We start from the raw sequence: 23,209 nt of genomic DNA, 5'->3' as shown, positions 1-23,209 counted from the left end.
CCCGACTCAATGGTAAAAGCCGCGAAACCGGAGGGGCGCAAAGATTTGCGCCCGATTTAACTGGATTATTTACCGTCAGTTATCCGATCAAGGGTTAGTTTTTCGGTGTGGTTCAAGGATTCTTCTGATTTTTTAGCTTTTTCGGCTTTTTCAGCCATCGAGTCTAGTTTACGGCTTGCCTTTTTCCGTCCATGTTCAATCGCCTGTTTTCTTTTCTCGGTTTTGCCGATCAATTCCTTGGTTGTCTCTAAGCCCTCAAATGCCTTTTCTGATGCCTTTTTCGCTTGCTCACTCCCTTTGTCTAAATCGACAGATTTCTCAGATTGGGGATGGGCTGGGGTTAATTGGGCTGTAGGCGTTAGAGGGGTGGCTAAGGCTGCGCTATTATTGTCTGCGATCGCTAATCCGAAAACTAGGCAAATTGGAATTAAAAACAAGGCTAGGATTTGACGCAGTTTGCTGAGGTGTAGTTTCATTTTTAATAACGGCATAATAGTCTTTAAAGGCAATAGGGAACAGGGAACTAGGAAATGGGCAATACCCGATACTTGCACCTTTGTCAATAAGCCCCGACACCCGCCAAGAAATCAAGTTTTTGGCTAAAAGCACAAGTCGTCTCAAGACGACTAAAACTCTTATTCAGTCAGCTAAGGCTGACTTGGGATTTTAGTCTTGGGTTTCAACCCTAAGCGGTTGGTGAGACTCTGGGCATACTTTCCCATAGTGGCAATAAACCCCTACAATTTTCTTCATACTAAAGACAGAAAAACGGCAGTTTTGACACTCACCCTCATCTTCCCTATCTCCCTCCGCTTCCCCAGCTTCCCGATCATCATCCTGTGAAACGTCAGCCCTTATCTCGTCCCCCAATTCTCAGCCCACAAACGGTTTGGGGATTAGTATTTATCGGCGCGATCGCACTTTCTCTCTACCAGGCGGGTATCTGGGGACAAGATATCTTGAATCCAGGTGGATTTTCCTTATTGGGGCGATTTCTCCAAGCTAGTCTACAGCCGGAGTTAAGCCTTGAGTTTCTCCAATTAACCTTAGAGGCGACGCTTACCACATTAGCCTATGCCGTCTGTGGTACGTTTCTCAGTGTGGTGCTGGGAATCGTTGGCGGAATTTTTACCTCAGAGGTGTGGTGGTTAGCGGTTTCCCAGGGTTCAATCGAGAGACATTCCGCCAAAATTTGGGTGAGTTTGCGGGGATTGTTGGCGGTTCCCCGGGCGATTCACGAAATGCTCTGGGGATTGTTTTTTGTGAATATTTGGGGACTTGATCCCTTAGTCGCCATTTTAGCGATCGCGCTTCCCTTTGGGGCAGTAGTGGCGAAGGTTTTTGCCGAAATTCTGGATGAGACGCCCCGTCAACCGCTAATCACGCTGCTGAATAGTGGGGTTGCACCGTTAACCGCGTTTCTGTATACGCTGATTCCCCAAGCCTTCTTAAATCTTCTCTCCTATACGTTTTATCGCTTTGAATGTTCGATTCGTTCGGCGGCGGTATTGGGAATTATCGGGGCTGGGGGATTAGGATATGAGATTTTCTTGAGTTTACAGTCGCTACGTTATCAACAGTTGTGGACGTTTTTCTATGCCCTATTTATCTTAAATGGGATGGTTGATTTCAGTAGCGCTTGGTTACGCGATCGCTTAGGCTGTAGCAGTCGGCTGGATTTAAATGCTGATCACGGTTCTACGTCTCAAAGGAAATTATATCAGCGTGATCCGTTGATTACTCTGGCGGGTATCGGCGGGGCGCTACTCATTCCCTTTTGCTTTTGGTATGTCCATCCTGACTTTACTCAACTTTGGTCACCCCGCACTGGGAAATTATTGGTGGATGCGATAACCGTATCCTTTCCACCGGATATCAGTTGGGAACAATTGCCAGAATTAGTCCGATTATCAACCCAAACCCTATCCATGTCTATTCTCGCGATCGCACTAGCGGGTATGGGTGGCATTTTACTCTCATTTCCGGCGACTCGTAATTTTTTCCTACCTGGAGGATTACTCAATCCCAGTCGTCATGGAAGAGGGCGAGGCGAGACGATTTGGGTATGGATTACCTTTTTACTCACACGGGCGATTTTATTGGTATGTCGGGCAATTCCGGCACCAATTTGGGCGTTAGTGGCGCTGTTTATCTTCTTTCCAGGTATTTTACCGGGTGCGATCGCGTTGGGATTGCACAATTTGGGAATTTTAGGGCGGCTGATGGCAGAAGTGACGGAAAATCTCCCCCAACCTCCATTACAAGCCTTAAAAGCTCAGGGAACCCCCGCTAAGTTGGTGTTTTTATATGGGGTGCTACCAATGACATTACCCCGTTTTCTGGCATATAGTCTGTACCGTTGGGAAGTCTGTATGCGAGAAACGGTAATTGTGGGATTAGTGGGGGCGGGTGGGTTAGGGCGGTTATTGAGTGAACAATTGAGTAGTTTTGACGCGCCCGGTATTGTTACCACTATCGCCTGTTTAATTATGCTGACAATTCTCGTGGATTGGGTGAGTGGAATTAGTCGGCGATCATTGCGATGAACTTGTTGGATCGCCGAAATCCTTGATATTCCCTAGGGTGGGCATTGCCCACCAGCATACCAGTCAGTACCATTCAGGTTGGGACATTCTTGACTGTTGCCTGTTGCCTATTGGGAGCAACTGATATCCTAACGCATCTCCATAGTGCTATAGTCGTTGACTATCATGCTTTTTGTATATACAATGTACACACATAGCTAACATCATCAAACTATAAAGTAAGAGCAACTATGGCGTTTCTTGATAAAACCAATAAAGACAAGCGCTCCCTTGTCGTCAATATGAGAGTTGAACCCAATCAGCTTGATCTCATAGACACAGCGGCATCTGTTTGTGGCAAGACTCGGAGTGCTTTTATGTTAGACGCAGCCTATCGAGCCGCAGAAGAGGCATTGCTAGATTGGAGATTGTTCCGCCTTAATGATGACCAGTGGAAGGCTTTTAATCAAGCTCTTGATCTGCCACCAGAGAAAAACGAAAAGTTACATCAATTGCTTCAGGTAAAATCTCCTTGGGAATAATTATTATTCTGTGGTAATTACCTCATGAAGTATACCCCACCGGAACATATTCAACCAACCCATGATCTAGAGTCATTTGATTGTGGCGAGACAAGCTTAAATCAATGGTTAAAAACACGCGCTCTTAACAATGAAACCCTTGGTTCATCACGCACTTATGTAGTCTGCTGGGAAAACAAAGTAGTAGGATACTACTGTCTAGCTAATGGTCAGGTTTCCCATATTGAATCTCCAGGCAAAATCAAAAGAAATATGCCCGATCCAATCCCAGTCGTAGTAATGGGTAGACTGGCTGTTGATATTCGTCATCAAGGAAAGGGGATTGGTATGGGAATGATCAAAGATGCCGTAAAGCGTACTCTACAAGCATCAGAGATACTAGGGATTAGAGCGATTCTAATTCATGCCCTTAACGAGAATGTGAAAAATTTTTACGTGGAACGTTGCGGCTTTATGCCTTCTCCAATTCATCCTTTAACGGTCATGGTAAAACTTTCTGACATAAAAAAGAATCTTATTTGAAATGTATTATATTAACGCGATCGCACGATTGGTATAGTCGGGGAGTTCAGGCGTTTTTCCATCCTGATCCGGAACCGCTTCGACAAAAACCTCTTTATAGTCCATCTGAACATTACCAAAAATAGTAGCAAAGGCTACGTCAGCCGCATCGCGCCCAATCCCAATCCGAATTAAGCCATTACAGGGGGCGAGTCGGGTAGGGTCAAATAAATACCAGCGATCGCCTAAATACGCCTCAAAATAGGCATGAAAATCTTGCGGTTCTAAATTATAGGCATATCCCGTCACAAATCGAGCCGGAATATTCAACGCCCGACAAAACGCAATTCCCAAATGGGCAAAATCTCGACAAACCCCTGCTCGTTCTGTCACGGTATCATAAGCCGAGGTATGTTGATTCGTGCTACCCGATAAATAGGTGACATTATCGTAAATCCAGTTACAGATAGCCGTGACGCGGGAATAGTCAGGAATCAAATTACCAAACTCATTCTGTGCCAGACGCATCAGCCGATCTGACTCACAGTAACGTGATGGATAGAGATAATGTAACGTTTCTAACGGTAACTTATCCGGAGGATTTTCCGGAATCGAACTGGGGTCTTCATCCCGATAAAATAAATCCACAGTTGCTTGATAGGACACCTGTAAGTTACCTTGGGGTACATAGAATCGTAGATATCGGTTTTCCATCCGAGGAGAAACATACTCCTCATAATCCAATGATGGTTCAATTTGCAAGCTTTCTTGCAGGATTTTTTGATGTTTTTTCTCAACAACGCTGAGATTAAAAATAAAAGTGCTGCTTGCCGCAATACTATAATTTAATTGACAGCCCAGTTTAAATTTCATAATTTATCTCAATAAGGATTATTTTAAGGCTTTCTCTAAATAATTTGCCATTATTTGGCATTTATTTATATTAATTGTTGTCAACGTAAATTTTTAGAATTAACAATCTAGGTTCTAATAATCGTAAGCCATAGAGGTTTTATTGAAAAAATGACAAATGACAAATGATAATCACTAACGTCTTAAGAAGCTTGATGAGTTGGCTGTTGTGCGGCTGAACCCGAACAGCGAAATTGAGGAGTCTCAGCTAGTACAGCGATGATTCCCTCCCTTTGAGTTTCTAGAGTGGTATCACTAAGCAAATCAACCACCTCTACTCCCAAAATTTTCTGGATTCGCTCTCTCAATTGAGGCTTGATGGCAGCATCTAAATCTGAGCGCACCTTCTCCGTTAGGTCTTTGTCTCCCTGGTTAGCAAGTAACTGCTCCGGCTGAGTTACAGCATCTTCCAGAATTAGCGTAACTCTATCACCTTGAATACTGGTTGTTATTTTGCCCGGTTGATGTCCAAGTTGCTCACGGTAGAGTGATTGTATTCCTTGAGAGAGGCGGCGTTCCAACTGTCCCCGGGTCGGAAGAGCTTTTTTTGACATAGACATAATATTAATATACAGAGGTAACGCAGAGGATGATAGCAATAGATTGGCTCAGATGCATGCTTGGAAATTAAGCGTATCACAAAATGTCACACCTGAAGCAGCAGGTAAGCGTTGGTGTTAACTGAAGTTGAAAGCAAAATTTCCCCACACCCGACACCCGACACCCGACACCCCATACCCGACACCCGACACCCCGCCCCCTCAGCCATCACAGTAACAGTTGTTACAAAATCTTGACATTAGCTTTGTTAACCTAAGCAACAATGCCGAAAAAGGAAACAAAATGCCGTGGGAGCATCGGTTTGTATTCAGATTATCGAGGGGAATCCCCATTTGCGATCGCTGCTAGGTTGGCACTTACAGCAAGCTGGCTATTGGGTTTATCAATCTGCCAGCCTCTATCAAGCCAGAGAAACGTTCTACAATCGCCAACCCACTCTTGTGGTTCTAGACTCTGACTTACCTGATGGTGACGGAGTAGAGTTTTGCCGCTGGATTCATCAGCAGCGACAATCATTAATATTTATGTTGTCTGCCCGTAATCACGAGGTCGATATCGTCCAAGGGTTAAAAGCGGGTGCCGATGATTATCTAACTAAACCCTTTGGGATGCAGGAGTTTCTGGCAAGAGTTGAGGCGCTGATTCGCCGCATCCAAACCACGGCTGTGCCAATGACGCTGGAATATGGTGATCTCAAAATTGATTTAGTCCAGCGCCGGGTATGTTACAAAGGGGAGTTTGTTGATTTAACGCCTCAGGAGTTTAGTTTACTCTACGTCTTAACCCAAGCGGAAGGATTACCATTAAGTCGTTCTGAGTTACTCCGTCGAGCGTGGCCCGATGCGATTGACAATCCCCGCACTATTGATACCCATGTCCTCTCGTTGCGGAAAAAAATCGAAACTGATCCCCGACAACCGAGTTTAATTCAAACGGTGCGGAATGTGGGTTATCGATTTAATCCAGAAATGCTGGAACGCAGCCAATCAACTGGAGGAGAAGCCAATAATCATTATCCGGCGTCTCACTCCCGTGTCGCACCCGCAGCCGCGAGTACCGCTGGGCGACAATAGTGTTCTGGGATGGAGAGGAGCAAAGGTTGATAACAGGTATATAGCGACAAGGAGGTTCACTGCACAATTTAGTCAGGGCGGGTTTTGTACAAACGTTACCATCAATCGCGATCAGAAAGTCCCTAAACCCGCCCCGACAAACCAGGTTCCCTTGCTTCCTCTGCTCCTCTTAACCGAGCGGTATTGGGTTCTCTTGAGGGAAGCGAAGGGTCAAAACTCTTCTTCTTCCCAGTCTTCAGTCGCTTGTGCTTTGGCTTGAACTAGGGATTCTCGTAACAGGTTCCAGTCCAAATTAGTCGCGGATTTATCTTGCCTTAGTTGACCTGTTTGTAGATACAATACTCGATTACAGAACAGTTGAGCCATGTCTAACTGATGATTGACCATTAAAACCGTAATCTGATCCTGCTTCACCATGTCAGCCAAGACACCCAAAACATGAGAAGCTGTCCCCACATCAAGGGCGGATGTCGGTTCATCCAGTAAGATAATTTTGGGTTGACAAACTAAAGCCCGTGCGATCGCCACCAGTTGTCGTTGTCCGACGGAAAGTTGTAATTCGGTGCGTTCGAGCCAATCATTGGGGATGTGCAACCGTTCCCGATAGGTTTCAATCCGTTGGGCGATCGCGGATTTTCCTAGCTGCTGTAACACCAACGGATAAGCCATCGCCTCCCGTACTGTCATTCCGAGTAGCTTGGGTTCTTGGGAAACCAGCATAATTTGCCGTCGTAACTGCAACACGGGAATGGTGTGAATCCCTTGATTATCCAGATAAATCGTACCGCTGGTGGGATCACTCAATCGGTTCAACAGCCGCAGCAGTGAACTTTTTCCCGCACCCGATGGACCAATTAAGGTTATGCGATCGCCTCTAGCCACGTCAAAGGAAATATCGCTGAGAATAGGCGTCGCTGGAATCGCGCCTTTGGCTGATGTAACCAAACTCACTTGTTTGAGTTGGAGTTGAGCCAGCGCCGGGGATAATGAATCATCAGATACCGTGGGCGAGTTCATGGTTACTTACTGTTCATGGTTACTTACTGTTCTCCTGATTCCTCTATTTCTCTTATTTCTCGGATTTCTTTAACGTTTCCCAGTTTTACCGTCGTTTCCGCCCGGGCAATCACATCTTTGGCTAACCGTTCACTAAATCCCACGGTAAACGCGATCGCAAAATAAAATAATTCTTCTTTTCTACCCGTAGCCTCTGTTGGGTTCGTATCCAGGGGAATCAGTCCAGAACTAATTAGGGTGTACATAAAAACACCAAATGATGCCCCAATAATTGGCTTAAACGCCCCGATTAAAAAGGGAATAACTGGATCGAGGATTTCTCGAAACTCTACATCAAACTCCTTCAGTCGAATTAAAATACTGACTACACTTCCCAACGCTCCCGATGCGCCAACCACAAAAACTCGGAAAATAATTTGAGAATCTTCTGGCGATAAAGAAATCGTTTCCAAACCAAAAGGCAAGGTGATAGTTAATTGTTTAGCGGATTGATTTTCTGCTTGCATTAATTGAAGTTCTTCCTTGACCTGATTCTCAAGGGATGTCAACGTTGATTCAATCTCGCGGATTCTTTCTTCCATCGGAGCTGGACGGCTGTCCGCACCTAATGAACTTAACCTTCTTTGTGGTGTCTCCATACCTGCTAAACTTTGTTTTATTTCTTCACGTTCATTACTGATTTTCTCTAAAGATTCACTAACTTGGGATAGTTCTGAAATTTGAGTTTCATAATTCAAAAAATAAACGGAAGAAATTAGCGCAATAATCCCTGCCAACGAAAAGGGAAAGCATAGTCCAATAATGACTTTGGTCGGGACTGAATCCAAATAGTAAATATCGATAAAACTATTAAGAATCGAGCGTCTAAGGATTAGGAAAAATGGTTCGTGTCGGCGGAGCGATCGCAACAGCCTAATTCGGGTCTGTTTGACCAGAGAAATACCCGCTTTGTCATCCACAACCGATTGAATCGCTGGAATCAAAACTTCAACGATACTGGTAAGTTCTAGAACTCTGGGTTCATGTCCTCGGTCAATTTGCTTCTTTTTTATACTTAGTCTTTCAATCCGTTGAATAAAAACTAAAATATTAGAAATCTCGTCAAGAATCTTTTGGCGAGATTTTGACGATCCATCAACACTTTTCTGTTTATTAATTAATGCATTAACCAACTCCATAATTTTTTGCTTTTTTATAGCAAAATTATGCATATAGTCTTGAGTTGAATTCATTTTATATTAGACTAAAAAACTGATAGATTAGTATTTTTAGGGGGCATCGATATGATTCGTGTCAACTTAAACCTATTCCAGTTCCCTCCCCTTGACAAGGGGAGGGTTAGGGTGGGGTAAAATCAAGGTATTGCAAATTTTTGCTTAAGTTTACACCAATAACCGACGTGCGCCCATAAAACCGATAAAGTCTACTGCACTTAAATGTATCACGTCCCTCGAACCGTCGGATTGGTTGAAAATTTCAAGCGATCAAACCTTGACTAAAAACCGTCCAAATTGTCCAACCATCGACGAGTAATAGCAACAGCGTCAATCCTAACAAAATGAGATACATCCAGGGTTGTGCCAATGGACGGATATCGGTAGTATCAATACCTGTATACGTTTCCACCAACTTAACTAACCGAGCAAAACCCACCACACGCATCGGTAGTAAATACGCCTGCTCCGATGACTGGCTTACAAAATAGTAAACCAATCCCCCTTGTCCCGTCGTCCGCATTTTTAAATCTTTAACATCTGTCCAATGTAACTCCCAACCTTTACGGAAAAAACGAGGAACCCATTTAGGATAAGTCACCTGAATTTTCTCATTATCCACAATGACTCGTTCACTCAACGCCCCATACAGCGCTAATAATCCCAAACCAATCCCTCCCCACAGTAACAATGCTGGCGGTACGGGAGCATCAGACACTTGAGCTAAAAAGGGTAGAGGTACCGTTAGCGCCACGTATAGACTCAAAAGAGTAATCCGAATTAAGGGAGAAAGGCGAAACGTAGAAGGACTAGATTGAACGTCTTGTTCTGATTTTGATAGAGTTTCAATGTTTGATGACATAGACTTAAACGTGCCTATAAAAATATTTTTTTCCAAATTTCACACACCAGCTAAATCAACTAGCCTTTTTAGCTTGTTATTGTACCATTTTAAAGTGCGACACTATGCTCCAGCAAGACTTTACGTAAATTAAGCGGTCATGCATTTAAATTGGGAATGGGTAGCGAGCAAGATGCTCGCACTACAATGATTCCCATGAATTTACCCTCAGAAAGCATTGTCAAGCTAAAATTGATCTGAGGTTTACCCTTCACGGAGTAATCATTAATGGTAAGGTTAACAGATCATTGTCACATTGTCAGAAATGACGAAATACTCAATAGCGAACCCATTATCAAAGGCACCCGCACACCAGTCAGGGCAATAGTGGAAATGTGGCGTATCGGAGTTTCGCCGGAGGAAATTCCTCAGCGGTTGCCGCATCTTACGCTATCACAGGTATTTGATGCACTCAGCTATTATCTGGATTATCATGCAGAAATCAATGAATACATTGAGCGTAACCGTATTCCAGACGAACTAATTGATCCACGAGTTCGGAACCTATGACTGATATTTTTATTCATGTTTATTTGGACGAAGATGTTGACGTATTGGTCGCCAGTCTTTTGCAATCTAGTGGTTTCCAGGCAACAACAGCGCAACAAGCAGGACAACTCGGTAGAACAGATGCTGAACATAGATAGATTTTTAATGTTTGATGACATAAGTTTAAAGTTGTCTTTCTTGCCAAAATGCACAAGCTAAATCAACCAGCATTTCTACCTTGTTATTGTATGATCTTGGCATATCTGGCATATATTGGTTAATGTATTTTTCATAGTAACGTCCAAACGATTTGCTACTGGCATGACCAAATCAATAATTCTATAGCCAATGTTTAAGACTTGTGTAACTTTTTCCGGCTCAGAATATCTATTTAATAGAGAATTAAGTGCCTGGAGGGAATGATTTTCAGATTCGGAATTCATTTTTACTCTTTGTCTCAGTTATTGCGTTTCTCATAAGCATGAGGGAAAAGGGTGGGGGCGCAAGCCTTGCGCCCCTACAGCGTTTTTCAACTCGATGTAGTACATCCAACTTCTCCCAAGACGGCTCGGATAAGTTCTAAGTTAATTTTTTCTTCCCCAGCTTCCCCAGCTCCCCCAGCTCCCCCAGCTCCCCCAGCTTCCCCAGCTTCCCCTGCTCCCCCTCACCACAATCCTTATTCAGCAACCCCTAATCAGAAACCATGCTTGGCTTCATCAAAACATTACAACAGCGCACTCCCCTAGGGTTACTTCAGCTTAAACATGATCGAATGCGGCTGTTAACCGCGATCGCAGGTATTACGTTTGCCGATGTGCTGATTTTTATGCAACTGGGGTTTGCTGCTGCCCTATACAGAACCAACACCCAATATCCTCGCACCCTACAAGCCGACTTGGTAGTAATTAGCACCCAAGCCCAGAACTTTGGGCAATTGCGAACCTTTACCCGACGGCGACTTTATCAAGCTCAAGACGTGCCAGGAGTCGCCTCTGCCGATGCATTATACCTTGGCTCAGTACAATGGCGAAATCCCCAAACCCGCCAAAAGACATCCATGCTGCTGATCGGACAAAACCCGGATCGCCCTGCCTTTAATTTACCTGAAGTCAATCAGCAACTCGACGCGATTCAGCTACCCGATACAGTTTTATTTGACCAAGCCTCGCGGGGTGAATATCAAGACATGATTACCCAGATTCAACAGGGAGAGTCAGCCACCACAGAAATTGGACAGCGAACCGTAACCATAGCCGGATTATTCCAAGTCGGTGCATCCTTTGCTGATGATGGCGCATTAATTACCAGCGATCAAAACTTTCTGCGGCTATTTCCCAAACGGGATGCTGGATCGGTAAGCTTGGGGTTAATTCGTCTGCATCCGGGGTATGAGCCAGAACAGGTGAGAGATGCTTTAGCGGCGCGGTTACCGGAAGATGTGCAGGTGCTGACGAGTCAGGGTTATGTAGATTTTGAGATTGCCTATATTCAATCAAGATCACCGATTGGGTTTGTTTTTGGCTTAGGTACGATCATGGGATTGATTGTGGGTACGGTGATTGTCTACCAAGTGCTTTCGACCGATGTGAATAGCCACTTGGAAGAGTATGCCACGTTCAAGGCAATGGGTTATCGGAATACTTACTTGTTAGGAGTAATTTTTGAAGAAGCACTGATTCTATCGGTGTTAGGGTTTATCCCCGGTTTAGCGATCGCATTAGCGGCTTATCAAGTTACAGCGGCTGCAACGGCGCTGCCTTTGGCAATGCCGTTGAGTCGGACTATTTTGGTGCTTCTGCTGACATTTATTATGTGTGGTGCATCAGGTGCGATCGCGACTCGCCGACTCCAAGCGGCTGATCCGGCTGATATTTTTTAAAGCTGGGGAAGCGGAGGGAGCAGGGGGAGCAGGGGAAGCGGAGGGAGCAGGGGGAGCAGGGGGAGCAGGGGGAGCAGAGGGAGCAGGGGGAGATGGGGAAGTCGTGAGTTAACTCAACACTCTACCTTACACTGTTCCCTGTTCCCTGTTCCCTGTTCCCTATTCCCTGACAAATGACAAATGACAAATGACAAATGACAAATAAACCCGTAATTTATATTCATCAACTTAACCACTACTTTGGCACAGGGAAACTGCGAAAGCAGGTGTTATTCGATATCAATTTAGAGATTTTTGCTGGCGAGATTGTGATTATGACAGGTCCTTCTGGATCGGGGAAAACCACGCTACTGACTTTATTAGGCGGCTTGCGATCGGCTCAGTCAGGCAGTTTAAATGTGTTAGGGCAGGAACTTTGTCAAGCTAGCCAGAATATTTTGGTACAGGCAAGACGACACAATGGTTATATTTTCCAAGCCCACAACTTACACGGCAGCTTAACGGCGCTTGAGAATGTGCAAATGGGGTTAGAAGTTCATGGCATATTTTCCAAGTCAGAACGCCACCGTCGGGCGGCAGAAATGCTCAAGCAGGTTGGTTTGGAGGAGCGCATCAATTATTATCCGGCAGATTTATCAGGTGGACAAAAACAGCGAGTCGCGATCGCCCGCGCTCTTGTCAGCCGTCCCCAAATCGTGCTAGCTGATGAACCCACTGCCGCCTTGGATAAAAAATCGGGACGAGATGTGGTTGATATTATGCATGATTTAGCCAAGCAACAGGGGTGTACAATCTTACTCGTAACCCACGATAATCGCATTTTGGATATTGCGGATCGGATTATTTATATGGAAGATGGGCGCTTATCCAAGCAACCTGAATCAGTAGCGATTTCCCAGTAATCCAGTTCAATCATACATAACGCGATCGCGCCGGCTTGTAGTAAGGGCTTTAGCCCTATATTCTATTGGGTAACATGCGCCAACCCAACCGACCAATTACAATACGCTGTAGTCCTTACGTTCTTTCGGAACAGGCTCCGTCAACCCCTGCTTTTGAGCTTAAGTTGACATCAATGACAGACGTGCGCCCCTACAGTATCTGAAACCTGAGGTAGTATCGGTTGATAAAGTGTATCGCGTTGCTGGTAGGGACGCCCTAGCGCATGAATCGCTTTTTGGAGAGTCTCGACTTCCATACAGGTTCCCCCTTGAGCGCCTGCCATGGTGGTGATATGTTCTTCCATTAACGTGCCGCCAATGTCATTACAGCCCCATCTGAGAGCTTCCTTCGCACCAGCCAAACCCAATTTTACCCAGCTTGGTTGATGGTTAGGAATCCAATTACCCAGGAAAATTCGCGCCACCGCCGTTAATAATAGGGCATCCTGGAGAATCGGTTGATCTCGCCCCACACGCTGACGCAACGGTTTAGGGGCATCTTGACCAACAAAAGGCAGTAGAATAAACTCTGTGATATGGCCCTGATAGCCTTGAGCGCGAGTTCGTTGCTGAAGCGATCGCAACTTGGTTAAATGCCCCATCTGCTGTTGGTTCGTTTCAATATGACCGGAAAGCATGGTGCTAGTTGTGGGCATTCCCAATCGATGCGCCGTTCCCACAATCTCTAACCAGGTTGTCGTATTTGTCTTTTCCGGACAAAGGATACGGCGAACCTCATCATCTAAAACCTCAGCCGCCGTTCCAGGCATTGAACCAACCCCAGCCTCTTGCAGTGCGGCAATGACCTCAGCGTAACTCAATCCATCTTGTTCGGCGATAAATTGGACTTCCTGGGGGGAGAACGCATGGAGATGTAATTGAGGAAATGCTTGCTTAATCGTTTTCACCAATTCCAGATAATAGGGTAAAGCCGCACCATTAATAGTGGCTTCCGGGTTCAAGCCCCCCTGCATACAAATTTCCGTCGCCCCCCGTTGTACTGCATCCTCTGTCTTTTCCAGAATTTGCCCCCAATCTAGCCAATACGCCCCCTCTGTACCCCCATCGCGGCGGAAGGCACAGAAACTACAGTGCTGAGTACAAATATTGGTAAAGTTGATATTACGGTTAATCACGTAGGTGACGCGATCGCCTGCTTGGTGATGGCGCAATTGGTCAGCCGTTTCCTGAATCGCCGCCACAGCAGTCGGTTCAGTTTGCTGGAGGAGAATCACACCTTCCTCTGGAGAAATGTCTTCACCAGCTAAGGCGCGGTTCAGAATGGCGTCAACGGAGTTGGTAATCACGGAATATCTGGAAAAGATAGGGAAACACTCCTCTTGATACTACTATGCCCTAGAGTATCGAGCCAGTAATCATTGACACTCCCCCGGCTGAAGGCGCAGAGGCTTACACCTCAATGGGCGGGTAAGACAGCCAAAAAGGAGACAGGGTGTAGGGTGTGGGGTATGGGGTGTGGGGTGTGGGTAAATTCAGGAGGATCAAGGGGCGGGTTTAGGAACTGTAGGGGCGGGTTTAGGAACTGTAGGGGCGGGTTTAGGAACTAAAGTCAGCTATTGCTGAAATCAATGAACAACAAAACCCGCCCTATCTCACCAATAACATATCAACAAAATCCGCCCTTATTTATAAGTTGGAAATTGCCAATTATTTAACCTCTCCCCTATCTTTAACTAACACATTTATCTGGTCTGAGTTAGCTGACCAAGCGCTGACATAAGTGCTACTCTGAACCACCATTTCTTTAACGGGTTCCTCTTTACTACTTCTAACCGCAATAATGGCACAGGGATTAAAGTTATTGTGGGGATATATCTTCGATTTGACATTCGAGCGATTATCCGGATGTAAAATATGCTGAACCCGAATAGTTTTAGAATTGTTTTCCTGCAAAAGTACCCAAAATGGATATTCCCAATACGTCCCCGATGGTACGGCTGTACCTCCTAAAGATAACCCAATCGTTTCACAGTTTTGTTTTTTGAGAAAATCAGCAGTCGTCAAATAGGGTTCTTTGAGATATTTACGATTAGCAAAGTACAGTTCATTGCGGCTGGTATTAAATATATTTTGCTCGGCAACAATCGGTCGGTATTTATTACCAACCACAAAGGGAATTGATGCTACGAGCATAATCACAGCCATAATTATTAAAACATGACGATTCCAGCTTTTGTTAAAAACTAAACCGACAAAAGACGAAAATAGGACAAACAGCGAAAGATGGTGGCGACTTTGATAAGGTTGTATTTTCAGCATCCAACAAAGGAGTAAGAAGCCACCAATTAATGCCAAGACATAACCGATTACATTGTTTTTTGTCCTCAATTCCTTGTTAAACACAAAAACTATAATCGCTAAAGCAATGAGTAATAGATGCAGGGGGTTTCCGGCAACATTTTCATCAAAGGATAGACCCGGAACTGTATAGGAGTTTAGGGGCCAGGTTGTTCGCGGATCATTCATATCAACGCCCAAAACGGAATGAATTATACTGATTAATTTATGGCTAATCCCCGTAATCGGCGTAATAAAATCCTGTAGTCCTAGGTATCTAACGATATCAACATGGAGAGAAAGATTCCGGATAATATTGGAGATCCATGTCGGCAGGCTGTACACTTCTATTTTATAGTCGGCTGAATATTCGGCTACCGATATGGGATTTCCATACAAATCAAAGTTGCGTAAATAATGACCTAAGTTCAGGCTGAAAAATATAAGAGTAATGATACCTATTGGTTTCCATAATTTCCAGCGTAGGCGGTTTAGTTTCGCCAGGAAAAACCAAACCATTAAAGGAAAGGCATAGATATAGCCTGAACTCTTGGTAAAAACAGCCAGTCCTAAGCTAGCGCCAATACTTATAACTAAGGAAAGCGGAATCTTTTTTTCGGGCAATGCCAACAGAATATAATGGGCAAGACAAACTAACCAAAAAGCGACAGCATAATCATTTTGAGTGCTGGACGCTTGCAGGATTCCCATCGGAATCGTAGCGCAGAAAATCGCCGCAAAAATTTGTCCCCGTTGATTGGCACCCAGTTGTTTAGCAATTAGGGATACGCCAATAATGCTGCCAACCATACTTAACCATTGCACCAAATTAGCCAAGCGATCGCCCCGACTGAGAATCTGTAAGTGCATGATCACAAATTCGGCAAACGGAGGATGAACTAATTGTGCCGAATAGTAGGTGGGATAATGGGCAACACTGCGATTTTGCATCCAATGAACTACCCGCGCCAGATGATAGGTCATAGAATCCCAATTATTCGGCGGCGCTACCACGGCAATTAAACCCACTGTCGCCACGATACAGACGACACCGCCCAGCAAAACCAGTGAGACTGGGGTGAGTTTGGGGCGTTCAGGGAAATTTAGCGATCGCTTTCCTCTCTTAACCAGTCGATAATAGATAAACAAGAGTGCGATATCTGTAATCAGCCATAAGACTAAGACTGAACTAAATGTCAAGACTCTAAATAGACTTAACGTCTCAGTCAATACCGTGATCAAAACTCCCCAGACAATCGCTGCGGATAAGACAGAACGCCGCCAGTCTTGACCTGGATACTGGAAAATTAGAAATAGAAGCAATAATGAGAGTAAAGGTAAGCCAGCCAGCATATTGATGATTCCGTTCACGAATTAAACGAATGGTCTTGATTTTCTATCTTGTAGACCGTGACTAACCAGGGATAGAATTTCTGGGCAACCGTAGGATAATTGTCGAGTGAATGTTGCTCAGAATGGAGAATGCTGGATTGCTCTTGCAGATTACGAGTCTCAATAATGTAAGCGTAATAGCCACTATCGAGAATAGCATCCAAGGGTTGGCGGGGAAAGCTGGGATCAACGCTAACTTTCTGTGGCTTGCGACCCGTGCGCTGCAGATAAATTTCACGCTGTTCAAAGGGAAACTGATCAATATTTAGATCCTCTAAGCGTTTGCCAGAAAGTACGGCGGCACGCCAGCGAATAGCCAATAGATTATATTGATCAGTATTGAATCCGAGTAGCAGAACAGGTTGATTTAGGTCAACCTCTTGCAGTCCGAACTCCTGCATTTCGGCATAGACGGGTAACCCTTCAAACACTTTTATCAATCGAGCCTGTAGCTGTAAAGCAGGTTCTATGGCACAAACAATCAGTAAAGCCCAAATCAATCCGATTGTACCGACAACGAAGGGACGAGTCTGTGTTCTACGACCAAGCCATTGCAATACCTTGACGAGTCCAAGTCCAGCCAGCATCCAGATTACAGGTGCGATAACCAGTATATGTCGTTGAGAGTTGGTCGTTGAAATCCCGAGTACGACGGTTGCAGCCAAAACAGACCAAACCCCAATCCGCACCGGTAGATGTTTCCAATAGCGAACAGCGCCGATGACGGCGAAGGTGAGGGAAAGAAGTCCGACTGGCTTTTTGGTTGAGTATTCGTTAAGCCAGACAATGGGGTAGTAGAGAAAATTCTCGACCGACCAAACATCCACGTAGCTGGGGTGATTGGTAAAGAACATCCACATTGTTGGTCGATCCGTGACCAGAATCCATAAAACCAAGACAGCGGCGTAGATACCCAGGACTACAGTTGTTTCTAGCCAGACTTGACGACCCAATTTCCCAGGTTTGGTGGCGGTGACTAAGGCGGCGAGTAGTCCAGGTATGTAGAATAAGCCAAAGGAGTATTTGGTTAACACAATTGCCATGACCACGAAAGCCGCGATCGCAATCCCGATCAGGCGGGAACGTTGGTGGCGGATTTGATCAATCTGATCCCCAATCAGTATTAGCAGAACGGCTAGCATCGCACCCGTCATTTCCAGCATACAAAGGACGGCATTGGTGACAAAAATCGGGCTGGTAATAGCGAGGGCGATCGCGAAAATAGCACCTGTCCAGGGAAACCATTGATCGGCTGGGTTCACGGCGTCTTCTTGTCGTTGAGCAATCCTAAAGGTGAGCCAGCTTAAGCCAAACACTGTAAGTGCGAAGAGTAATACTGATGGTATACGACTGGAGACAACACTAGCTCCAGCCAACAAGTATGCGATCGCAACGAAGAATGAGTTGATAAACGGGTAGAATGCTTGGCTGGTAATTGCTTGGAACAAGTCTACTAGATTGAGCCTAATCAGGCTATGGTAAACTTGCAAACCATCAACCGCGTGTTCAGCTTCATCGCTATCGAAGGGAATCGTTGTCGTCGCCACTGTATGAGCCAAAACTATCAGTAGCGTCAGCGCTGCAATGACTGTAATTACACTGGCTAAGAATATGGCAGCATGAATCTGTGCTGTTTTGCGGTTAGCATGAGTAAAAGGTAAATTCATAGTTTAGTTAAGAATTTTCCTCTCTAATCTTTAATTTCCATAGAGTCGTTTGAGTTGTATTAACCGGAGTTGTTTGCCGTTTCCATGTCCAGGTTTTGTCTATTGTATAGTTGGGATTTTCTTCAAGTAAATAGTCCAATGTCGCTTTAGACTGGTACACGAATACATTACTGAAACCCTTGCCTACAGAATTCACCTCTTGCAGTGGGCGAATATCTTGCAAAACAACATGGGGCGCCAGTGAATGACTGAGAGTACGGATATCGAACCATGTTGCTATAACCAGGGACTGGTCTGTGGGATTAACAATCTTAGCAACCTCAGTATGATAGTATTCTCGACCTTTCGTCCACCATGTATCTGATTGGGATATGAGGATGCCAGAAAAAACTCCACTTGAAACGATAACCACTGTAATTAGTTGCCATAGCTTCTGTTGCCAATTTCCCAAATTTATACTCGGAGTAATTTTACTAGAAAGTAGGTAAGCAACTGCTATCTGAATGCCCAAAGAAGACGGGATAAAATATCGCAGCGGAGTCGAGCGTCTTCCTCCCTCTAATAAGTCGGGTAGTATTAAAAATAACGCGGGGACTGCGATTAATAGACAGACAAACAGCCAAACCCGCTTGGGCGTGTAATTACATAAAAAGTAAATAGCGTATAAAACGAGAATGGATGTCAGGGCATAAATCCATAAGTTCCCATAAACAAAACTATCATTTAAATCGACAAAAATGTGGCTAATATTCACCAGCCAAGTTTGAACTAACGATGGCAGTGGTGTAGGTGTTTTGCTCCAGCCTGGAGATGGATTTTCGACTTGTGAATCAGCGATCATCACCCCAATCCAAGGGAGAAAAAGTAAGCACCCTGCCAAAGATGCCAGCACGTAAGCAATCAGCGTTTTACTAAATCGGAAGCTATCATTGACAACCACGTAGATGCCATGTGCAATCGCAACAATTACAGAAATCAAATGCGTATAGAATCCCAGTGCCAGAGTTACCGCATAAACTCCCCAGTTCAGTTTACTGTGGAGACGCATGGCTCGCAGCAATGCCCAGCTTGATAATAATACAGTCACTGTCCAGAGGCTGTACTGCCGTGCTTCTTGGGCATAGAGTATCTGAAGGGGAGAAATCGCAAGAAGTCCGATGGCAACCCATCCGACTAATGACGACTCAAATAGTTCCCAACACAGTAAATAGATGCAAGGCATTGCCACCACGCTAATCACAGCCGACAAACTTCTGGGCGTCGTCACAACATTTTGAAATAACTGCATCCAAAATCGTGCCGTCAAGTAATAGAGGGGTGGATGTTCGCCATGTTTCACAAAAGCATTTATGGCATCAAGTAAACCTCTTTGGGGATTGGGACGTTGATAGTCTTGGATTTCGACTACCTTCATTTCCTCGCCTTGTAAGATTACCGCTTGGAAATCCTGATCGGTATAACCAGAAATTCGTTGTGATGTGAGGCTTTCATCACCCCAATAGGGTTTTTGTTCCAGGTTGGCAAATCGAAAGAATATACCGAGAACTAATAATACAATAATTAAGAGATGCCAAGGATTTTTAGATAACCTGAAATTATATTTATGCTTTTTGGGCATAATCAATTTATTGTTTATAGACTATTGACAAAATTAACGGGTTGGGTCTCTAGATGGCTCAGGGAAACCACCCACTTCTGCTAAGGTGTAAAGGGGTCTGGCTTTGACCTCTTCATAAATTCGCCCAATATATTCGCCTAATATGCCGATACTGATGAGCTGAACTGATCCCAGAAAGAAAATGGCGATCGCGATCGTGGCAAATCCTGTTAAGGGAGAATTAGGTGAGGCTAAACGCCAGTATAGGACTAACACTGACATGAATAAAGCTAACGCCGCCGACAGCAATCCGAGATAGGTGGACAGTCGTAACGGTACTTTAGAGAACGAGACTAAACTGTTCACGGCTAACCCTAGGGATTTACGAAAGGTGTATTTGACATCCCCAGCAAAACGGGGATCACGTTCAAACCGAATGGCAGTCTGCCGAAAACCCACCCACGATCGCAAGCCTCGAATGTAGCGGTTTTGTTCGGGCATGGCATTGAGCAAATCTACAACTTGCCGATCCATTAAACAAAAATCACCCGTATCTGTGGGAATATCCACCTCGGCTAGAGACTTGAGTAAACGATAAAATACATAAGCAGTGAAGCGCTTAAACACACTTTCGTTTCGGCGTTTAATGCGCTGAGCATACACCACTTGATAACCTTGCCGCCATTTTTCCACCATATCGGGGATCAACTCCGGTGGATCTTGCAAATCCGCATCTAGGACGACAATAACCTGACCTCGGGCAAAATTCAGACCTGCCGTTACCGCCATCTGATGCCCAAAGTTACGTGCCAAACTAAGATAACAGACTCGCTTGTCCTGCTGGTGCAGTTCTCGGATAATCTGTAGAGAGCGATCGCGACTGCCATCATTAATTAAAATGAATTCTACAAGACCATCCATGCGATCGGCGACAGCGCTGATCCGACGATACATTTCCTGGAGGGTTTCTTCTTCGTTATAGATGGGAATAATCCAAGAATACTTTGGCAGCATCGTCTATTGTCTATGAATTGACATCTCCACTCCTTAAAAGAGAGTGGATTCTGATAGGAACAGGCAAACCCTGACATAAGACGTAGCTTAATTCTTGAAAAGCAAGTATAACAAATGACGTAGCTTGCTTCTCAAGGGAGCGAGTATGACGAATGACGAATGACGAATGACGAATGACGATCCTACTTACCCAGTTGTTGAGAGCGCTGATAAGCGGCTTGTACAGCTTCTATCAGCGCCGAACGGAAACCAGAACGCTCCAATTCAGCAATTCCAGCAATTGTAGTGCCACCTGGACTTGTCACTTGATCTTTAAGTTGAGCGGGATGGAGTTGTTTATCCTGTAACAGTTGTGCCGTTCCCCATACCGTGGAAAGTGCTAATTTGGACGCGATCGCTCTGGGTAATCCGGCAGCTACACCCCCGTCGGCTAAGGCTTCAATCATCACTGCCACGTAAGCCGGTCCCGATCCTGATAACCCAGTAACAGCATCCATTAAGGATTCCGACACCTCCACCACTTCACCCACTGCACCCAAAAGGGTTTTTGCCACCTGTAGATGCTTAGCGGTGACAGTTTTTCCGGGTGCGATCGCGGTTATTCCTGCTCCTACTGTGGCTGGGGTATTGGGCATCGCCCGAATCACTGGCTGATGCTCAAATACGGCTTCGAGTTTCCCTAAAGATACACCCGCTAAAATCGAAATCACCAGAGGCAGGGTTTCGGAAGCTGAGGGATTCTGGTCATCCTGTGACAAGTTACTCGCTACCGCCTTAAACACTTGAGGTTTAATTGCCAAAAGTAAAACCTCGCCAGCTTCCGCCGCCACCCCGTTATCCGAGGTGACATTAACCCCATAGCGTTGGCTTAAATCCTCTCGTCGCTGGGCTTGGGGATCACTGACCAGTACCTGATCAGAGCGATAAACTTGCTGTGCGAGCAGGCGGGATAAAATCGCTTCTCCCATTACCCCGCCGCCGATTATACCAAGTTTGATAGACACCCACCCTTCCTTTCGTGAACCGACATTCGATGTTCGACAATCTCAATTGAATTACTGAGCCATACGTTCCGGCTCAGACGTCCAACTGGGAGGAGGCGCTGAACGTGACCCACGAGTTTGTTCGGCGACTTCGTGAATGACACCCGATTGAGTACTTACCTGTACACAGCTTGGTGTAAAGAGGAAAATACTCTCACCAATGCGCTCTTGATGACCGTCGATCGCATAAGTTCCGCCCGCCACAAAATCCACAGCTCGTTGAGCTTGATCAGGGTCCATCATGGTGAGATTTAAAACCACAGACTTGCGTTCTCGCAGAGCTTGAATCACCTGGGGCATTTCTTCAAACGAACGCGGCTCAATCACGGCGACTTCCGAAATCCCGTTTACCGCTCCCGGCATACCAATCACATTATTCATGTTTACCGCTCCCATTCCTGAATCCGATCCTACAACAGGACGTTCCCGAACCCGACGTCGAGGAGGACGTTCTTCCTCCGCAGGCGCTGGCATAGGTGGTTCTTGCTGATAGAGATTTTGATAGGTCTCACCATCCACGTCCTCGTATTCATACTCATATTCGGGATCATTAGGACCGACCACAAAATCTCGCAGCTTGTTAAAAATATTGTTCATTGGATCTACTCTCCATCACAACTTTAGGGTTTGTCGGGAAACGCTAGAATCGACCCTCGTTGAGGTATCGGTTCTTAACTCTTGCGGGTTGAGACCGAAACCCCAAGCAAACGGCTAGCTTACCCCGCGATCGCCTAACATTTCCTACCACCGGAGCTTGTCAAAAGTAAGCCCTTAGTATACACCCGCTTCTAATCAAACGGGTAGTTCTATGCCCATAACGGTGAAAACACTCAGGGATTACTTACAAGACAATACATATCATAAGAGTTATTTTGGCACTATACAGCAGTTGCTTACTCATGATGCTAATTAATCGCTCCATTCCTCACCGACTTAATCCCCGCGTTCACCAAAAATAATTCGCCCGAGTCGTACCATCGTTGCACCCGCTTGGATGGCTAGGGCGTAATCCTCTGACATTCCCATAGAAAGCTGATGCATTCGCAAATTCGACCAATTTTGCTGTCCAATTTCATTCGCCAGATCCCGAGTCCGCTCAAAGACACCCAGAGTTTCCTGGCGGGACAATCCCAACGGGGGAATCGTCATTAATCCTTGAATTTGCAACGCCTTACACTGATCCAGTTCAGGTAAAGCCTCTAGCAATTCCGGTATCGTCCAACCATATTTATGGGGATCAGGCATAATTTTGACTTGGAGACAGATTTGGGGAGTGACAGCCAACTCACAAGCTAATTGATTCAGTCGCTGGGCTAACTTGAGGCTGTCACAGGAATGAATCCACTGAAATTGAGTTAAAGCTTTTTTTGCCTTATTGCTCTGAAGATGTCCGATCAAATGCCAGGTAATGTCAGGCAAATCTTGCAGTTCATCCTGTTTAGCCGCCGCCTCTTGAACTTGGCTCTCGCCAAAATCTCGCACGCCAGCTTGATAGGCTTCGCGTATCGCCTCTACCGATACTCGTTTAGTCACAGCAATTAACCGCACGTCGGGCGGTAGCTGTTGGCGAATCTGAGCAATACGTTCTGGAATTGAGCCTGTCATGATGTGAGATGAGCAATAAGGGAGTCACGAGAGAGAGT

Annotated in this window: 24 protein-coding genes; 9 read left to right on the top strand and 15 right to left on the bottom strand. The window is 45.3% G+C overall.

Annotated features, from left to right (window positions below; translation table 11 throughout):
• Positions 1-65: 65 nt before the first annotated feature.
• Entirely contained in the window at positions 66-491 is a 426-nt protein-coding gene (locus RIC07_RS29415; RefSeq protein ID WP_446397609.1) for a hypothetical protein, read from the bottom strand.
• Positions 492-839: 348 nt separating this feature from the next.
• Here RIC07_RS29415 and RIC07_RS29410 point away from each other — a divergent pair, with 348 nt between their 5' ends.
• The 3 genes from RIC07_RS29410 (at position 840) to RIC07_RS29400 (ending at position 3,589) form a co-directional block, all read left to right on the top strand.
• On the top strand, positions 840-2,546 hold the full coding sequence (locus RIC07_RS29410) for a PhnE/PtxC family ABC transporter permease (RefSeq protein WP_446397608.1): 1,707 nt from the start codon (positions 840-842) through the stop codon (positions 2,544-2,546).
• Between the two features lie 230 nt (positions 2,547-2,776).
• Positions 2,777-3,067 carry a type II toxin-antitoxin system TacA family antitoxin gene (locus RIC07_RS29405; protein WP_446397607.1) on the top strand — a complete coding sequence of 97 codons (291 nt, stop codon included), beginning with the start codon at positions 2,777-2,779 and terminating at the stop codon, positions 3,065-3,067.
• A gap of 24 nt (positions 3,068-3,091) precedes the next feature.
• Entirely contained in the window at positions 3,092-3,589 is a 498-nt protein-coding gene (locus tag RIC07_RS29400) for a GNAT family N-acetyltransferase (RefSeq protein WP_446374303.1), read from the top strand.
• Positions 3,590-3,595: 6 nt separating this feature from the next.
• Here RIC07_RS29400 and RIC07_RS29395 read toward each other — a convergent pair whose 3' ends face one another.
• From RIC07_RS29395 to RIC07_RS29385, 3 genes are all read right to left on the bottom strand, one after another.
• Positions 3,596-4,441: a transglutaminase-like domain-containing protein gene (locus tag RIC07_RS29395; RefSeq protein ID WP_446397606.1), complete on the bottom strand. Its 846-nt coding sequence runs from the start codon at positions 4,439-4,441 to the stop codon at positions 3,596-3,598.
• Positions 4,442-4,623: 182 nt separating this feature from the next.
• Positions 4,624-5,034, bottom strand: a complete 411-nt coding sequence (locus tag RIC07_RS29390) for a DUF2294 domain-containing protein (RefSeq protein ID WP_446397620.1) — start codon at positions 5,032-5,034, stop codon at positions 4,624-4,626.
• A gap of 92 nt (positions 5,035-5,126) precedes the next feature.
• Entirely contained in the window at positions 5,127-5,249 is a 123-nt protein-coding gene (locus RIC07_RS29385) for a hypothetical protein (protein WP_446397605.1), read from the bottom strand.
• A gap of 79 nt (positions 5,250-5,328) precedes the next feature.
• Between RIC07_RS29385 and RIC07_RS29380 the strand changes: the two genes are divergently transcribed.
• Positions 5,329-6,114, top strand: a complete 786-nt coding sequence (locus RIC07_RS29380) for a response regulator transcription factor (protein ID WP_446397604.1) — start codon at positions 5,329-5,331, stop codon at positions 6,112-6,114.
• A gap of 210 nt (positions 6,115-6,324) precedes the next feature.
• Here RIC07_RS29380 and RIC07_RS29375 read toward each other — a convergent pair whose 3' ends face one another.
• From RIC07_RS29375 to RIC07_RS29365, 3 genes are all read right to left on the bottom strand, one after another.
• Positions 6,325-7,131 (bottom strand): ABC transporter ATP-binding protein, encoded by an 807-nt coding sequence (locus RIC07_RS29375; RefSeq protein WP_446397603.1) that lies wholly within the window; start codon positions 7,129-7,131, stop codon positions 6,325-6,327.
• A gap of 23 nt (positions 7,132-7,154) precedes the next feature.
• A complete protein-coding gene (locus tag RIC07_RS29370) occupies positions 7,155-8,363 on the bottom strand; it encodes a hypothetical protein (RefSeq protein WP_446397602.1) in 1,209 nt (402 codons plus the stop codon).
• A gap of 244 nt (positions 8,364-8,607) precedes the next feature.
• Positions 8,608-9,207 (bottom strand): hypothetical protein, encoded by a 600-nt coding sequence (locus tag RIC07_RS29365; RefSeq protein ID WP_446397601.1) that lies wholly within the window; start codon positions 9,205-9,207, stop codon positions 8,608-8,610.
• A gap of 267 nt (positions 9,208-9,474) precedes the next feature.
• On the opposite strand from RIC07_RS29365, the gene RIC07_RS29360 reads away from it, so the two are divergent.
• The 5 genes from RIC07_RS29360 (at position 9,475) to RIC07_RS29340 (ending at position 12,516) form a co-directional block, all read left to right on the top strand.
• Complete coding sequence (locus tag RIC07_RS29360; protein ID WP_446397600.1) at positions 9,475-9,756, top strand: DUF433 domain-containing protein; 282 nt, start codon at positions 9,475-9,477, stop codon at positions 9,754-9,756.
• Complete coding sequence (locus RIC07_RS29355; RefSeq protein WP_446397599.1) at positions 9,753-9,893, top strand: hypothetical protein; 141 nt, start codon at positions 9,753-9,755, stop codon at positions 9,891-9,893. Before RIC07_RS29360 ends, RIC07_RS29355 begins: the two co-directional genes overlap by 4 nt.
• Before the next feature lie 545 nt (positions 9,894-10,438).
• Entirely contained in the window at positions 10,439-11,614 is a 1,176-nt protein-coding gene (devC, locus tag RIC07_RS29350; protein WP_446397598.1) for an ABC transporter permease DevC, read from the top strand.
• Positions 11,562-11,726: a hypothetical protein gene (locus RIC07_RS29345; RefSeq protein ID WP_446397597.1), complete on the top strand. Its 165-nt coding sequence runs from the start codon at positions 11,562-11,564 to the stop codon at positions 11,724-11,726. The genes devC and RIC07_RS29345 overlap by 53 nt, the downstream gene beginning before the upstream one ends.
• Before the next feature lie 82 nt (positions 11,727-11,808).
• Entirely contained in the window at positions 11,809-12,516 is a 708-nt protein-coding gene (locus tag RIC07_RS29340) for a DevA family ABC transporter ATP-binding protein (RefSeq protein ID WP_446397596.1), read from the top strand.
• Positions 12,517-12,686: 170 nt separating this feature from the next.
• Here RIC07_RS29340 and cofH read toward each other — a convergent pair whose 3' ends face one another.
• The 8 genes from cofH to RIC07_RS29300 form a co-directional block, all read right to left on the bottom strand.
• Positions 12,687-13,862 carry a 7,8-didemethyl-8-hydroxy-5-deazariboflavin synthase subunit CofH gene (gene cofH / locus RIC07_RS29335; RefSeq protein ID WP_446397595.1) on the bottom strand — a complete coding sequence of 392 codons (1,176 nt, stop codon included), beginning with the start codon at positions 13,860-13,862 and terminating at the stop codon, positions 12,687-12,689.
• A 361-nt stretch (positions 13,863-14,223) separates the two neighbouring features.
• The gene (locus tag RIC07_RS29330) at positions 14,224-16,224 is read right to left on the bottom strand and encodes an ArnT family glycosyltransferase (RefSeq protein WP_446397594.1); all 2,001 of its coding nucleotides are present in this window, start codon (positions 16,222-16,224) and stop codon (positions 14,224-14,226) included.
• Positions 16,221-17,912, bottom strand: coding sequence for an ArnT family glycosyltransferase (locus tag RIC07_RS29325; protein ID WP_446397593.1), 1,692 nt, complete (start codon positions 17,910-17,912; stop codon positions 16,221-16,223). Before RIC07_RS29325 ends, RIC07_RS29330 begins: the two co-directional genes overlap by 4 nt.
• Before the next feature lie 7 nt (positions 17,913-17,919).
• Positions 17,920-19,530: a glycosyltransferase family 39 protein gene (locus RIC07_RS29320; RefSeq protein ID WP_446397592.1), complete on the bottom strand. Its 1,611-nt coding sequence runs from the start codon at positions 19,528-19,530 to the stop codon at positions 17,920-17,922.
• A 33-nt stretch (positions 19,531-19,563) separates the two neighbouring features.
• Entirely contained in the window at positions 19,564-20,523 is a 960-nt protein-coding gene (locus tag RIC07_RS29315; protein WP_446397591.1) for a glycosyltransferase family 2 protein, read from the bottom strand.
• Positions 20,524-20,705: 182 nt separating this feature from the next.
• Complete coding sequence (proC, locus tag RIC07_RS29310) at positions 20,706-21,527, bottom strand: pyrroline-5-carboxylate reductase (protein WP_446397590.1); 822 nt, start codon at positions 21,525-21,527, stop codon at positions 20,706-20,708.
• A 51-nt stretch (positions 21,528-21,578) separates the two neighbouring features.
• Positions 21,579-22,163 (bottom strand): cell division protein SepF, encoded by a 585-nt coding sequence (locus RIC07_RS29305; protein ID WP_446346916.1) that lies wholly within the window; start codon positions 22,161-22,163, stop codon positions 21,579-21,581.
• 336 nt (positions 22,164-22,499) lie between these two features.
• Positions 22,500-23,171: a YggS family pyridoxal phosphate-dependent enzyme gene (locus tag RIC07_RS29300; RefSeq protein WP_446397589.1), complete on the bottom strand. Its 672-nt coding sequence runs from the start codon at positions 23,169-23,171 to the stop codon at positions 22,500-22,502.
• Positions 23,172-23,209: the final 38 nt, after the last annotated feature.

Source organism: Coleofasciculus sp. E1-EBD-02, from assembly GCF_040218245.1.
In the GTDB taxonomy this organism is placed as follows: Bacteria; Cyanobacteriota; Cyanobacteriia; order Cyanobacteriales; family Coleofasciculaceae; genus Coleofasciculus.
The sequence above is the reverse complement of the archived record's forward strand: the minus strand, read 5'-3'. Positions and strand labels throughout refer to the sequence as shown.